This window comes from Enterobacter sp. ECC-175, assembly GCF_043968675.1.
Taxonomy (GTDB): Bacteria; Pseudomonadota; Gammaproteobacteria; order Enterobacterales; family Enterobacteriaceae; genus Enterobacter.
Map to the genome: position 1 here is coordinate 4,037,010 of NZ_CP143776.1, position 14,286 is coordinate 4,051,295.

Below are 14,286 nucleotides of genomic sequence, written 5' to 3' on the forward strand. Positions count from 1 at the left end.
TTCTCTGTGCGAGGCTTAGGGTTTGTCGCGGTTCAGGTAAACCAAAACCGAACGATATGGAAAAAAACGGGTGCGGCGAAGCACAGGGAATCAATTCTGTCCATCATGCCGCCGTGGCCTTCGATCGTGGCGCCAAAATCCTTCACGCCGCGGTCGCGCTTAATTGCAGACATGCACAGCCCGCCGGCAAAGCCGAGCAGCGTGATCGCCAGTGAAATCAGCGCGGCCTGCCAGGGCGCGAAGGGGGTGACCCACCAGAGCAGCGTTCCCACCAGCGTCGCCGTGCCGATGCCGCCCACAAACCCTTCAACGGTTTTGTTCGGGCTCAGCCGAGGCGCAATGGGGCGTTTGCCCATCAGCTTGCCAAAGACGTACTGCAGCACGTCTGAGATTTGTACGACGATCATCAGGAACAGCAGCAGCTTAATGTTCTGATGCTCATAGCCCGGAATGGGGAGCATCAGCAGGGCCGGCGCATAGCTAATGCAGTACACGGCAATCATCATGCTCCACTGGATTTTGGCGCTGCGTTCGAGAAAGTTTTTTGAATCCCCGGACAGCGCCATGCGGGTTGGAATGAATAAAAAGGCGAAGACCGGAATAAAAATGGCAAAGGTGCCGTACCACTGTATCCCCACCAGCACGTACTGCAGCGGCAGGAGAATAAAGAAGCACCAGAACAGCGCCTCGTGATCGCCGCGATGCGTAGGCGTCAGCGTGATGCACTCTCTTAAGGCCAGCAGCGACATCATCGCGAACAGCAGCGTTGAGCCAACCGGGCCGCACAGCATCGCCGCCACGGAGAGCAGGCACATCACCCACCAGGCGCGGATGCGGGCGTTGAGGTTAATAATGACCGGCGTTCGGCCTTTGGCTTTTTCAATAATGAAGCCCGTAATGCTGGCAAAAAGCAGGAGGCCAAAGAGGCCGACCAGCAGCGCGATCAGGGCGTGATCCTGAAAATTCATGACTTAAGTTCCTCCAGCGCTTCCCTGGCGCGTTGTAAAAATGCCTGTTTTTCTTCACCGTCCTGCGGGGGAGAGATCGCCTCGCCAAAGGTCGCGGAGCATAAAACCGGCACCACCAGACGAGAGCCTTTCGGCAGAACGCGGTTGAGGTTTTCAAGGTAGACAGGCACCAGCTGAGCGCCGGGATTCATTCGCGCCAGATGCCAGAGGCCGCTCTTAAATGCGGAGATATCTTCACCGTTTCCCCGCGTCCCCTCGGGAAAAATAATCAGCGACTGTGCGTGGTTCAGGGCCTCGCTCATCAGCTCAAGCGCGTTATTTGGCTGACTCCCCTCCTCCGCGGAAGGCCGACGCTTAATCAGCACCGCGTTAAAAATGCGTCGGGCGATGTAGCGGCGCAGCGGCGAAGCCTCCCAGTAATCCGCCGCCGCCACGGGGCGAACGGTAGGCCGCAGCCGAGCGGGCATGCTGGCCCAAATCACAATGCCGTCAAGATGGCTGGAGTGGTTGGCGTAGTAAATTCTGACCGATGCGCTGTCGGGCACCGGCGCGAGCCAGCGCGCACGCACGCCGGTAAGCAGCCGGCATATCCGAATCAGGCACCCGCTCACCAGGCGGCTGCTCAGGGTTGTCTCTGGTACGTTATTCATCCGCGGCCTCCTGCGTCACCGCGTTAAGGTGCAGCTCGTCCAGAATGCGTTTCCCGCGCCGCCAGCAGGTGAAAAGCGCCCCAATGCTGATTACCATCAGGCACAGAAACAGCAGCCTTTGGCCGTAGGCCGCGGGCAGGAAAAGCGCCAGCAGCGCGCCGCCGCAGAGGAGCGCCATCCGGTGCTGTTTGGCCATCGGCCCGAGGAAATGCTGACGTAAGCCGCAGGTTCCGCCCAGCAGGCGCAGGTACGCGGTCATCAGCGCCAGCAGCGCCGCTATCCAGCCGAGCGTGCCGGCGAAGGGGATCGCGCTCAGGCCATAGCCCACGCCCACCAGAATCAGCGTGTCGGACACCCTGTCCGGCAATTCGTTGTAGACAGGCCCGGCGGGCGTTGCCAGCCCGCCCTCCACGGCCACCATGCCGTCAAGCAGGTTGCAGATGAGCCTGCCCTGAATCAGCGCCGCGCCCAGCAGCAATAGGCCATCCCGGATGATGAGCGAGGAGAAGTTAAAGGCGAACAAAAAGCAGAGACCTGAAAGCAGCGCGCATCCCGTACTTGCCAGCGAAATCTGATTCGGCGTAACGCCTTTGTTTTTTAGCCACAGCGCGCTGTGCTTGGCCCAGGTTTTATCCCGCGTCGTGATGGGGCGACGATCGTTTGTATTTACAGCCATGATTCCATTCTCGTTAAAGATTGTAGTTTTGGTATTAAGGAGGGGTTACCCGCACAGCACCGCCGCACGCGCAGGATCCAGCGCGATAAGGCCGGAAAGGAGCGTATCCATGTCGGCCTGCAGCCGCGTTTTATCGACCTCACCGCGAGCGGCCCGGCCGCGCAGCAGCTTGAGGCTGCGGGCCTTAACCTCAAACATCAGCTCCGGCGTCCACTGCTCAAGCGTCAGCGAGCGGGCGCTGTCGTCGAGCTCGCGCAGCAAATGCAGCGCCATGTCGTTTTTACCGTACTGTTCGCTCACCCGCGCCATAAGCAGGCGCATTAGCCACCGGTCGCGGGGCGTGGCGTAGCCCGGCTGCCCCTGAAGCCAGCCGAGCGCGGCCTCAATGCCCTCGCTGTCGGCTTTCGCCAGCACCTCAGGCTCAAGGGCCAGCACGTCATCGCTGCCCGCGGCCGCGGCTGAAACCGGCTTATCCTGCCAGCCGGAGATGTCGTCCAGCACGCTTTCGTTGATCCAGGCCAGCGTCACCTCGTCGGCAAACGGCGTGCCGTCGTTGAAGGCCAGCGCTTCGAGACCCGGAAGGCGGGCCAGTAGCCCCTTGAGGTCGCGACAGATGATGTCGGCGCGCACGCTGTCGGCGTCCAGCTTGACCAGCGCCTGCCAGGCGTACCACTGCACGTCCAGCCACAGGTGGTTAACGCCCTGCGCCAGCAGCGTGTCGGTGTGCTCAAGCAGCTCAGACCAGCTTTTCTGCAGATACAGGCGCTTAAGATGCGCCTTGTTGTCGGGCTTAGGCGGAACCAGGCGAGTGCGCCCCGCGGCGTCCAGCGGGGGCAGTTCCGTCAGCGTGTCCCAGCGGACGCTTTTGAGCAGATGATGCCCCGCCAGCCAGCCGCCGGGCTGGTCGCGCAGGTATTTCGCCAGCACCTTGGCCTGGTCGAGCAGATCCCGCCCCGACGTCACCGCATTCATTATCGGCGCGGAAGATGCCGCCGAGGGCGACGTCGCGCTCTCTTCGCGGCTGGTTTGCGGCACCATCGAGTTCGCGCCGCCGCTCTGAATCAGCCGGTTATCCAGGGCCAGATACAGCCCGCCCAGCTCCGGGCGGGACGCCTCATCAAGCGTCTCAAACGCCTGCTCCGCCAGCAGCAGCGCGCCTGCAATGCGCTGCATGAGCGACATATCTACCTCAGGATAGAGAGATAGGCTGTCGAGCATGCGGCTGCTGCCCAGCCACTCCAGGGCCGATTTGCGGCTGCGGGCGCGCAGGGGATGCAGATCGTTGCCGAACCGCACCAGCATTGCCGCCAGCAGCTCAACGCCCTGCGCCAGCCCGGCCTCGCCGTCCTGATGCAGGCGCGCCCACGCGTAAAAACCGGCCACCCTCAAATCCTTGCAGGTGGTGGTCAACAGCTTTTCTGCCAGCTCGCAAATCAGCGCGGTATCAATGCCGGAGAGCTTGTTAACCTCTTCACGGATTTGCTGAAAGTCATCGTCATAGCCCGGATCGTCGCCCGTAGGCTGATTTTCCTGCACGGGCACCAGCCAGCGCTCCCAGTCGGCGCAGCGCGCCCGGGCCTGATTCAGGAGGGTATTTTCATCCACGCCGCAGGCGTGGATAACATTCTGTAATGCGGCCATTATTCCATCTCATCCATGGGGGTAATATCCGTGGCGGCCAGCGCCTGCGCGGCGGCAGAGGCATCCACGGTGAATATGTTGTCCGGCAGGCTAAAGTTACGCATCCCCAGCAGCGCAAGCGGACCGCTGCCCAGCTGTGAACGCAGCACCCACTGCAGGGTGCGGCCATCCGGGGCGGTAAAGCTCATCATCCACTGGCTGCGGTCGAGCTGCTGACGCTTGCCCTGCTCCAGCCAGCGAATAAAGCCCCACGTGCCGGTGTAGTCTCCGAACAGGCGCGCGCCCGCGCTGGTGGAGGTCCAGGTCAGCATGGTGCCCGGCTTGTAGGTCTCGCCTGGCCAGCGGAAGGACTGCCAGTCCGACATCTGGTTGAAGTAGTGCAGCTTCTGCCCGTCAACGGTCAGCTGCGTTTCTACCACCTGAGGCGCCGGACGCGCCTGCAGCTCGAAGGTGATCCCCTGGCTGCCGTCGGTAAAGAGGATGTCCGACAGCTGGCTCAGCTGGTTCACGGCCTTCAGGAAGGCGGGATTGAACGTCAGGCCCTGGCTGTGCGCGTTGTCCGGCACCCACTGGCTGCCCTCCTTGTGCAGCACGCCGCTCAGCTCCGTGGTGAGGAAGCGGTCAATGCGGCCGCTGTCCTTGCGGATAAACTCGGCCAGCATCGGCAGTGACGCATCGCTCTTGCTGTCGGCAAACGGGAAGCGCCCGTCAAACGCCGTGCGCCAGTTCGCCACCACCGAGCGGCTCCAGCGTTCGTTCAGGCTGGCCGCCGACGGCTGCAATACCGTTTCCCAAGCCTAGGTCAGCGGCTGCACGAACATCGTGTTGCCAAACCCGCTCCACTCCTCCCCGAGGCTTGCCGCCACCAGGCTGCCGTACTGCTGGGTATCGGTCAGATCGACGCTTTTGCCCTGGAAAACGGTCTGGGCCAGCGTCTGCATCATCTCCTGCGGATCCGACGCGCTCGCCACCTGCTGCAGGCGCAGACGCACGCGGGTGATGCGGGTCAGATACGTTTGCAGGCTAAGTGAGTTATCCGCCGACATCACGCTGCTGGCTTTGTTTTTCCCCATCAGGGTCAGCAGCGGCCCGAAGGTTTCATCCAGCGGCCCCTGCGGCCCGGCGGCCTGCTGATCGATTACCGGCTTGTCTTTACTGCCGATCAGATCTTTTGCCGACTTGATGATCGAGTCGGACAGACCTTCACCTTGTTCTCCGGTCTGCCCCTGCCACGCCAGGGTGTTCATCAGGGCAATCAGCGGAGACTGGCGCACGTCGCTCATCAGCGTCAGCTGGTCGGTCACGTCGGCAATGTTCTGCACCGGATTCCACTGCAGGCTGTTGAGGAAGTTCAGCCAGCTGCCGGCGAAGTCCGTGAAGTAGCGCTGCGTCAGGCGCGCCTTCAGCGCCTCCGGGGAGAGATCGGCAGAAACGGTCCTGCGGCTGTCGCTCAGCACCCAGTCAATCTCGTCCCGGCGGGACTTCGCGGCTTTCTCAATCGCCTGCTGAATGCCCCCTTCCCATGCCTGGCGGGTGAACATGCCCGGCACCGTCTCATCGGTGGTGAAGAGGCGGCGAGCATCGGTGCCGCTGGTCATGTCTTCCAGCGAGACGTCCGCAAAGTTGCGGCGTACCGATTTGAGCATGTTTTCGTAGAGCGTTCCTTCCGCATTGCGCCGCCCAATCTGCTGGAGCAGCACCTGGCGGCTCTGGCCGACGAGCGATGCGTCCGGCGTGATTTTCCACTGCGGCTGCGCCGGAAGCCCGGTGATATAAAACGCCCACAGGTCGGGCGACAGGCTTTGCCACAGCGCAGTGGAGATGCCCATCCGCGTTGGCTGTACCGTTTTCATCGTCTGCGCGTAAAACGCGCCGTCGACCTTGTCCGGATGGGCCATCATCAGCCAGGCCTTCAGCTGGTCGTAGCCCGGTTTCGCCAGCTGCGCGCGCTGGTCGCTGTTGGGGGCCGAGTTTGCCAGCGCGTGCAGCTTCTGCATCAGCGCCGCATTAGCCGGATCGCGGATCAGGCGGCTGTTTGCCACGCCGTACCACGGCAGCATGGCCGCTAGCAGTTGCTGGTTATGGTCCAGGCCAAAGCGCTGGTACCACGGCGCGCCGTGCTGGATACGGTGCTGTAGGCGGCCTGCGTCGTTACGCAGATCGTGGAGCGCCGTCAGCTGGTAGTCCGATACCGAAGGGTGATCGACCAGGGTGCGGGCCTTGTCGGCAACCGAGGAAATCTGGCTGTAGTTCAGCGCGAAGGAGAGCAGCAGCCCGGCGCCCCAGACGCCGAGTACCGCCATGATGACCCACGCCAGCGTCTGCTCCCAGGCCATGCCAACCCGACGGCCGCGAATGCGGGTACAGTCGGTGAGGATGCCTTGCCAGGTTTCAGGCAGCGTCAGGGCATGGGATCGGCTTTGTGGCACCGCGCTGCCGGGATCTTTTGCAGCATGCGGTTTAGCCTCTACGTCGGGGCTTTCTACCTGGCTAAACACAAGCCCGCGCAGCGGCACCGACTGCTGGCTTTCATAGAGCCACGGCAACAGCCGCTGCGCCCAGCGGCTGATGCCGCCGTCGCGAAGCTCCTGGCCCAGCCGCAACATGAAGTCATACCGGCTGTTGACGACTGCCTGACTCACGCCCTGCCGGGTCAGCTGAGGAAGCAGGCTTTCCAACTGGCGGCTGATGTCGTCCTGATTTGCACGAAGGGGGAATAAGGCACACACCGACTGCCCGATTCGTCCGTCCTGCGGCCAGGCGCTGTCGCACAGATGCCACAGCCAGACCGGCGCCTGGTAATGCAGCAGCGCCCCCCTTTTCTCCAGCCCGCGCAAATCGTCATCGCTCACCTCAGACGTAAGGTCCAGCGAATGCGGCACAACGCGAACAATGCCATCAAGCGGGCGACCGCGGCGCAATCTGCGCAGGGCCGTGAATACCGCCTCATCCGGTTCAGCGCTGAGGCTGCCGCCGTAGATAAGCACCGTGCGGTTGCCTTCAAGCCACTGCTGCTGCTTTAGGCCGGGTACCAGCTGTTCGATCGCGGCGTCGTCGCCGGTCACCAGCAGCAGGCGGACCTTACTGCGCCAGCGCCAGCTGTAACGGCGGCGTAGGTGGCTGCTGAGGGCATCTTTTAGCGGCAGGAGCGCTGTTTTCTTCTTCTTCGCCGTGCCAGAAGAAGAGTCTCGCACCACCTTATCGCGAATAACTAAACGATAGGCGATCACGCTCAGCACCAGCACGCTGAGCAACGCGCTCCAGATGATAAAACAGACCATCGCGAGCTGGCGAAGCACGGTCCAGTCGGTGGTGAGATCCTCACCCCAGTACCACCAGGCCAGCCCGCCGAATAATACAATCAGCGTCACGATGGCAATGAACAACACCGCTGTCGGAAAAACAGAAATTTCAGCGGGTTTATTTTCCTTGACCATATGGTTTAACGATCCCAAATGCGAGAGTGTGTAGAGTGTCTTTGGCTATCCAGCCGCAGGGTTCTTTAGAGTAATTGGCAGAAATAGCGGCCAGGGTCAGGACGATCAGCAGTTCCATTTCACCAGGATCGCCCCAGTTGAGATCCTGTAAATGGTGGGTCACATTCCAGCCGCTTTGCGCCAACGCAGGCAGCGCCGGATGCGAGAACAGCATGCAGGCCTGTGGCGGCTCTTCAAGCTCGCTTTGCCGCTCTGCTCGTTCACACACGTCCGCTAATGTCTCCGCGTCCGCGCTATCGTAAAACTCACCCCGGGTCATGCAGACCGGGCCATTTTGCCCCACCAGCCACAGCGCGGCAGATTCACCGGCAGGCAGCTCAGCATGAAACGCGGCCACCGCCGAGTGGCACCCCGCCACCAGAATGGCTTCATCACCAGAAAGCGAGCTGGTCGCCTCAACGAGTGCCGACAGGCTCTCCTCACCGCGCCACTCATGTGGTTTATCAGGTAGTAAGACCTGGGGAAAAGTCGCCTGCATTTGTGCACAGAATGCCTTCCAGGCGATGGTCGAGCCCTGCCAGTAGCAGTGCGCGATGGGCGGAATCGGCGAATCGACTCTCTGCAATTGCCACTGCAGCACCAGCATTTTTGCCAGCTGGGCCTCGCGCCCTTCAGCATGGTCAATCATCGTCATCACGACGCGCAGCGCCTTTCCGCTCGCTTCGTTCTTTACTTCTGGAGGACGATGCTCTCGTCTGAGCAGCCGCTGCCAGTTTGCGCTGTTGGCTCCGGCGGGGCCCAGCAGCACCCATTCGCTGAGGGCAAAAAATCGCTGGTGACGCGTCCACCACTCTTGCTGCTGCCGTTCAACCAGTCGCTCATAAAGCTGGGCATTGTGAACCGATAGCCGGTAGTAAAGCTGACGTATAAGCCATAGTCCTCCCGTCAGCATTACCGCGCCCACCATCCCCCAAATCACTCTTCCGCTGCTCGCGCCTGCAGGGTGAAGCATTGCCATGCCGCCACTGGCAAGCAGCACCAGCAGCGCGCAAGCTGACAACCAGCGTTTATTATTTGGGGTTCGGGCAGAGCGGTAAGGAGGATAGGCCGGCAGCGGCCTCACAGCTCAACCCCGCAGTCGGGGAAAGAGCTGACTAACGTACACCCGCAGGCGCACCGGTGCCCGTGCAGGGCGATGGGTTTGCCGTCCACTTGCGAAAGCGAGCTGCCTTCGCTGATGACGGTCATGCCGTGTTCATTGCACTTCACGGCATCCCCTTTGCAGGCGATACCCTTGCCGAAGCAGAGATAGTGCCCGCCCAGCACCTTGCCGCCGTACTCCCGCAGCGTATCGCCTTCGCGAATAACCTGTTTCATTTTGTTCCCTTCCCTGGCCTACGCCGTAATCGTCGACTGAAGCCTTTCTGCCCAGCTGGATTCAACCACCGATTTCGCCAGCGCCAGCCGCTGTTCATTGACCTCCTGACTCTGCCGGGCAACTACCGCGCCCGGCTCCATCGTTGGGGCCTGCAAAAGTGCAGCATTTGGCAGCATCGGCAGAGGTTTGCCGGAAAGCAGATCGATAGCCTGGGTTTCCAGATAGACCGCGCCCGCCGTGCCGGCAAGCCCCGCCAGTTTTCCCTTCAGGCTCTTTTGTTTGATGATAATGGCCGCGCCGCCGACGAGGGTTGCCGCCCCCACGACCGCGCCAGCAATCATCAGCGGCGTCATCGGCTTGCTGCTTCGGCTGCCAAAATAGATCATCCGGTAAAGGAAGTAGCTGCCCCACGGCTCGCGGGCACCAAAGGCGTTATGCATAAACCATGCGCGGGAATCGTGGACCTGATCGTCGAACAGCGCCCGCACCAGCCCGCCCGGCAGGTTAGCATTGCTTGCCTCTCCGGCATCCGGGAAGAGCACTTTTAGACGGGTTTCACCTGCCGTTTTGATTCTCAGCCACTCGCCGTATTCATCGTCATTATTCAGAAGAAAAACAGCGTTACTCATTACGTCTAACGCGTTAAACAGCCAGTTACCCGTTCCGGTTCGGGAGATATCGTGATAATCCTCCCTGAACTCCTCGGCGGCCTGACGAAGCTGCGTCTGCCCAAGGGCGGCGTCAAAATCTTTCGGGCCCTGAGGAAGCTCTATATAGCCCCTGGTATAGCCTTTGTCGTCTTTGATTTTACGACGTTCGGCTTCAATAGCCTTTTGCTTCTCATCTCGAGCGGCTTCAGACTCTTGTCTGACGATAGGGTCGCTGTCTTTATCCAGCCCGTTTGCCGCTGAATCGACGTAAAAGCGCTGGGTTTTGTACGTACCGCCAGCATAGCGATTAATACGCCAGGCGGTTATCCAACCCTGCTGATTCTCAAGGGCTTTCTCCAGGCTCACAGGCGCGCGCGGTGGATCGTATTTTGCGGCCTGCTCCGGGGAAATGGGCTCAAGGGGCGTTTTTTCGCCAAGAGTGATTTCTCGCCAGGCGTTGAAGCGGTTGATTAATATAGTATCAATATCAAATTCTTTGATTTGAGCGGCATCCAAAATACGCCATTGGTGGTGTTTTAGATCGTCTGGTAATGAAGATTTTAAAACTTTAAATGGTGCACCAGCTGCAAAAGCTGAAGAGTAAATATCATGCAAAACTATTTGTGATAGTAACAAACTGTCTCCATGTCCATTCGCCTTTCCCTGATCTCCTGGCGGATACCCGCCCCCCAAATCCGAATGCATCCCTGGATAAACCACCTCCACACTATTAGTAGGATAGTGCCCGTTCGCACGGCGGATTGAGTCCATCGGGAAGCACAGGCGCTGTTCATGAGACGAGACCAGATGAACGCAGTGCTTAATCAGCCCACCGTAGATTTCCTCCTTGGGCAGTTCCTGGGTGCCGTCCGCCCACCCCATATGCCCCTCAGCAACCGGGGCAATATGCGCTACGCCTACAGAAGCAACCGTATCGATGATGCCGAGAAACTCGACGCTTAACGGGATTTTCAGCTCGCCAACGGCCAGGCACTGTTCGGGCTTATCCTTTCCTTCCTCGGGCTTTGGCAGCAGCTCGCTCAGCCAGTTCACAAACGTCCTGGCCGCCGCGGCACCGCGAGAAAAGCCGTACACGTAGAGCTTGATGCCCAGCAGCTTCGGTTTGTCGGGGCCCGTAGGGTTCAACACCTGTTGCAACTTTGTAGACATATCTTTCAGCAGGCTCTGAAAGGTTTCGTAGCGATTTGCGCTTCCGGTTAATCCAAACGATGGCAGTGAGGTAGCCATCTTTTCAAGCGCGTCCCAACAGTCGCTTTCGGACAGCATACTATTGGTTAACGTCCGCTTCAGGGCATCAATCAGCCGCAATAGACCCCAGTTAATGCGGTCTTCACCATGCGTTGCCGCCGCCAGCCCCATCATGCTGAAGTCCAGATCCATTACCTCAGGAAAAGGGGTGCCGACGCCGGGAAGATAATACTTATAGTATTTATCCTCTCCACTGCCGCTTGCATCAAACAGCTCAGCGCTATTCATGCCTAGTCCACCGGCAGCCCCCTGCCCGATGGTGGCGCGAAACAGGCGGGCGATATTGGTTGGGTGGGGAATCTGCTTCTCCTGCCGCGCCACAAACAGATCGTTGTTTAAATTATTCCCGGTGCCATCAAAAAACAGGCTGATATGCAGGGTCTTACAGCATGGCGGCTCTACGCGGCGGTTGGCGGCCTCGCACAGCTGCTGTCGGTAGTCCAGCTCGTGACTATCCTGCTTAGCGCAGTTTTCGCCAATCAACGCCGTATGGGTAGGAAGACGTCCCTGTGCCGGAAAAGGGGGTGGATACCAGGCCAGATCGGTAATCATTTCGGACATACTTTTGGCTCCACCATCTTAATCGGCTCTTTAATGGGGTGATTTGGATTGTTGTATGTCAGGCAGCTCGTTGTCACTTTTATCTCATCACAGGGTAAAAAATGGACCGTGATCCCGCAGGTCTCCTGTCCGGTATAATCTGGTACAGGTACAATCTTGCTGTGATTTCTATTACTTTTATCAATTTTCTTTTCCCACGCTAAATATTTAGCCCTATCTTCATATCCTGGAAAATCATCTGTAGACGCCTCCCCGCTTTCCCAGTCAACCCTGACCGTCATTCCCGGTTTCCACTTAGAGGGTACGCTGTAGCAGCAGCCACCACCGCCCCCCTGGTATGGCCCGATAATGTCAATTCCCGACTGCCCATCGACGCTGAAATGGTTGATTGCCCATTTGGTGTGGTTGACCGCCTCAATGGTTCCGGCTTGAGATGCCTGACTGAGGGTTGCCAAAAATAACGTGCCCAGAACCGCAAGGTAATGTCGTATTTTCATTTTGCATTCCTTTAGTGAATGAAACAGATAAGGTGCATCTTGCTTAGCTATGCCCTTCCGGGCAGGCATGGCTAAGCATTGCAGAGGAATATTAAACACAAGGTGATAATCATTTCGGACAGACTTCCGGCTCCGCCATCTTAATCGGCTCTTTAATAGGGTGATTGGGGTTGTTGTACGTCAGGCAGCTCGTTGTCACTTTTACCTCATCACAGGGTAAAAAATGAACCGTGATCCCGCAGGTTTCCTGCCCGGTATAATCTGGAACCGGCACGATTTTGCTGTGCTGCTTATTCTGGGTCTGCATCTTTTTTTCCCATGTCAGGTATTTAGCATCATCTCCAAACCCAGGAAAACCATCCATATCTCCGGCACCCGTTTCCCAATCCACTCTGACCGTCATTCCTGGATGCCACTGAGAAGGCACGCTGTAGCAGCAGCCGCCACCACCGCCCTGATACGGCCCGATAATGTCAATCCCAGACTGCCCATCGACGCTGAAATGGTTGATTGCCCATTTGGTGTGGTTGATCGCCTCTATCGTTCCGGCCAGAGCTGTCTGGCAAGTCGTCGTCAGAAATAACGCGCCTGCCGCAACGTAAATTCCTTTTTTCATATTTCATTCCCTTAATGAATAAACAGATAACGTTCATCTTGCTTAGCTATATCCTTCCGGCTGGCATGGCTAAGCATTGCAGAGGAATATTAAACACAAGGTGATAATCATTTCGGACAGACTTCCGGCTCCGCCATCTTAATCGGCTCTTTAATAGGGTGATTGGGGTTGTTGTACGTCAGGCAGCTCGTTGTCACTTTTACCTCATCACAGGGTAAAAAATGCACCGTGATCCCGCAGGTCTCTTGACCCGTATAGTCTGGAACAGGCACGATTTTGCTGTGCTGCTTATTCTGGGCCTTCATCTTTTTTTTCCATTTTAGATATTCATCCCATTTGTCAAAACCCGGGAATCCTTCTGTATCGCCAGCCCCCGTTTCCCAGTCAATCCTGACCGTCATTCCCGGTTCCCACTTAGAAGGCACGCTGTAGCAGCAGCCGCCACCGCCTCCCTGATAAGGCCCGATAATGTCAATCCCCGACTGCCCATCGACGCTGAAATGATTTATCGCCCATTTGGTGTGGTTGACCGCCTCTATCGTTCCGGCCAGAGCTGTCTGGCAAGTCGTCGCCAGAAATAACGCGCCTGCCGCAACGTAAATTCCTTTTTTCATATTTCATTCCCTTAATGAATAAACAGATAACGTACATCTTGCTTAGCTATATCCTTCCGGGCTGGCATGGCTAAGCATTGCAGAGGAATAATAAACACAGGGTGATAATTATTTCGTACAGACTTTCGGCTCCACCATCTTAATCGGCTCTTTAACGGGATGATTTGGGTTGTTGTAGGTCAGGCAGCTCGTTGTCACTTTTATCTCATCGCAGGGCATAAAATGCACCGTGATCCCGCAGGTTTCCTGCCCCGTATAGTCCGGCACTGGCACTATCTTGCTGTGCTGCTTATTTTGAGCCTTCATCTTTTTTTCCCATGCCAGATACTCAGTCCATTTGTCAAAACCGGGAAATCCGTCCATATCTCCCACACCTGTTTCCCAGTCAACCCTGACCGTCATTCCCGGATGCCACTGAGAAGGCACGCTGTAGCAACAGCCCCCACCGCCTCCCTGGTATGGCCCGATAATATCAATCCCCGACTGCCCATCAACGCTGAAATGGTTGATCGCCCATTTGGTGTGGTTGATCGCCTCTATCGTTCCGGCCAGAGCTGTCTGACAAGTCGTCGCCAGAAATAACGCGCCTACTGCCGCAACGTAAATTCCTTTTTTCATTTTTCATTCCATTAATGAATAAACAGATAACGTACATCTTGCTTAGCTATATCCTTCCGGCTGGCATGACTAAGCATTACAGAGGAATAATAAACGCAGGGTGGTAATCACTTCGGACAGACCTTCGGCTCCACCATCTTTCGCGGCTCTTTAATGGGGTGATTGGGGTTGTTGTATGTCAGGCAGCTCGTTGTCACTTTTATCTCATCGCAGGGTAAAAAATGGACCGTGATCCCGCAGGTCTCCTGTCCCGTATAGTCCGGCACTGGTACTATTTTGCTGTGTTGTTTATTTTGAGCCTTCATCTTTTTTTCCCATGCTTTGTAATTTTCCCAATCAGCAAAACCAGGAAAACCTTTCGATCCCCCCACACCTGTTTCCCAGTCGACTCTGACCGTCATTCCCGGTTTCCACTTAGAAGGCACGCGGTAGCAGCAGCCGCCACCGCCCCCCTGATATGGCCCGATAATATCAATCCCCGACTGCCCATCAACGCTGAAATGGTTGATCGCCCATTTGGTGTGGTTGACCGCCTCTATCGTTCCGGCCAGAGCTGTCTGGCAAGTCGTCGCCAGAAATAACGCGCCTACTGCCGCAACGTAAATTCCTTTTTTCATTTTTCATTCCCTTAATGAATAAACAGATAACGTACATCTTGCTTAGCTATATCCTTCCGGGCTGGCATGGCTAAGCATCGCAGAGGAATAATAA

12 protein-coding genes and 1 pseudogene are annotated in these 14,286 nt (G+C 57.7%); all 13 read right to left on the minus strand.

All coding sequences use genetic code 11. The annotated features are described in order from the left end of the window. Window positions 1–32: 32 nt before the first annotated feature. Entirely contained in the window at window positions 33–968 is a 936-nt protein-coding gene (locus tag V1599_RS19185; protein WP_395300653.1) for a phosphatidate cytidylyltransferase, read from the minus strand. Next, complete coding sequence (locus V1599_RS19190) at window positions 965–1,618, minus strand: 1-acyl-sn-glycerol-3-phosphate acyltransferase (RefSeq protein ID WP_112013075.1); 654 nt, start codon at window positions 1,616–1,618, stop codon at window positions 965–967. Before V1599_RS19190 ends, V1599_RS19185 begins: the two co-directional genes overlap by 4 nt. Further along, window positions 1,611–2,294, minus strand: coding sequence for a CDP-alcohol phosphatidyltransferase family protein (locus V1599_RS19195; protein WP_395300654.1), 684 nt, complete (start codon window positions 2,292–2,294; stop codon window positions 1,611–1,613). Before V1599_RS19195 ends, V1599_RS19190 begins: the two co-directional genes overlap by 8 nt. A gap of 45 nt (window positions 2,295–2,339) precedes the next feature. Beyond that, window positions 2,340–3,935: a type VI secretion system protein TssA gene (gene tssA / locus V1599_RS19200; RefSeq protein ID WP_112013077.1), complete on the minus strand. Its 1,596-nt coding sequence runs from the start codon at window positions 3,933–3,935 to the stop codon at window positions 2,340–2,342. Further along, window positions 3,935–7,372, minus strand: a pseudogene (locus V1599_RS19205) (ImcF-related family protein). The gene tssA and the pseudogene V1599_RS19205 overlap by 1 nt, the downstream one beginning before the upstream one ends. Continuing rightward, window positions 7,356–8,495, minus strand: coding sequence for a hypothetical protein (locus V1599_RS19210; RefSeq protein WP_112013079.1), 1,140 nt, complete (start codon window positions 8,493–8,495; stop codon window positions 7,356–7,358). Before V1599_RS19210 ends, V1599_RS19205 begins: the two are co-directional and overlap by 17 nt. Beyond that, a complete protein-coding gene (locus V1599_RS19215; protein WP_112013080.1) occupies window positions 8,492–8,749 on the minus strand; it encodes a PAAR domain-containing protein in 258 nt (85 codons plus the stop codon). Before V1599_RS19215 ends, V1599_RS19210 begins: the two co-directional genes overlap by 4 nt. 18 nt (window positions 8,750–8,767) lie before the next feature. After that, window positions 8,768–11,230: a DUF2235 domain-containing protein gene (locus V1599_RS19220; RefSeq protein WP_112013081.1), complete on the minus strand. Its 2,463-nt coding sequence runs from the start codon at window positions 11,228–11,230 to the stop codon at window positions 8,768–8,770. After that, complete coding sequence (locus tag V1599_RS19225) at window positions 11,218–11,727, minus strand: DUF3304 domain-containing protein (protein ID WP_112013082.1); 510 nt, start codon at window positions 11,725–11,727, stop codon at window positions 11,218–11,220. The genes V1599_RS19220 and V1599_RS19225 overlap by 13 nt, the downstream gene beginning before the upstream one ends. A 109-nt stretch (window positions 11,728–11,836) precedes the next feature. Next, window positions 11,837–12,343 carry a DUF3304 domain-containing protein gene (locus tag V1599_RS19230; protein WP_112013083.1) on the minus strand — a complete coding sequence of 169 codons (507 nt, stop codon included), beginning with the start codon at window positions 12,341–12,343 and terminating at the stop codon, window positions 11,837–11,839. 107 nt (window positions 12,344–12,450) lie between these two features. After that, entirely contained in the window at window positions 12,451–12,957 is a 507-nt protein-coding gene (locus tag V1599_RS19235) for a DUF3304 domain-containing protein (RefSeq protein WP_112013084.1), read from the minus strand. 108 nt (window positions 12,958–13,065) lie between these two features. Then, window positions 13,066–13,575: a DUF3304 domain-containing protein gene (locus tag V1599_RS19240; protein ID WP_395300655.1), complete on the minus strand. Its 510-nt coding sequence runs from the start codon at window positions 13,573–13,575 to the stop codon at window positions 13,066–13,068. Window positions 13,576–13,682: 107 nt separating this feature from the next. Beyond that, window positions 13,683–14,192 carry a DUF3304 domain-containing protein gene (locus tag V1599_RS19245; RefSeq protein ID WP_395300656.1) on the minus strand — a complete coding sequence of 170 codons (510 nt, stop codon included), beginning with the start codon at window positions 14,190–14,192 and terminating at the stop codon, window positions 13,683–13,685. Window positions 14,193–14,286 lie beyond the last annotated feature (94 nt).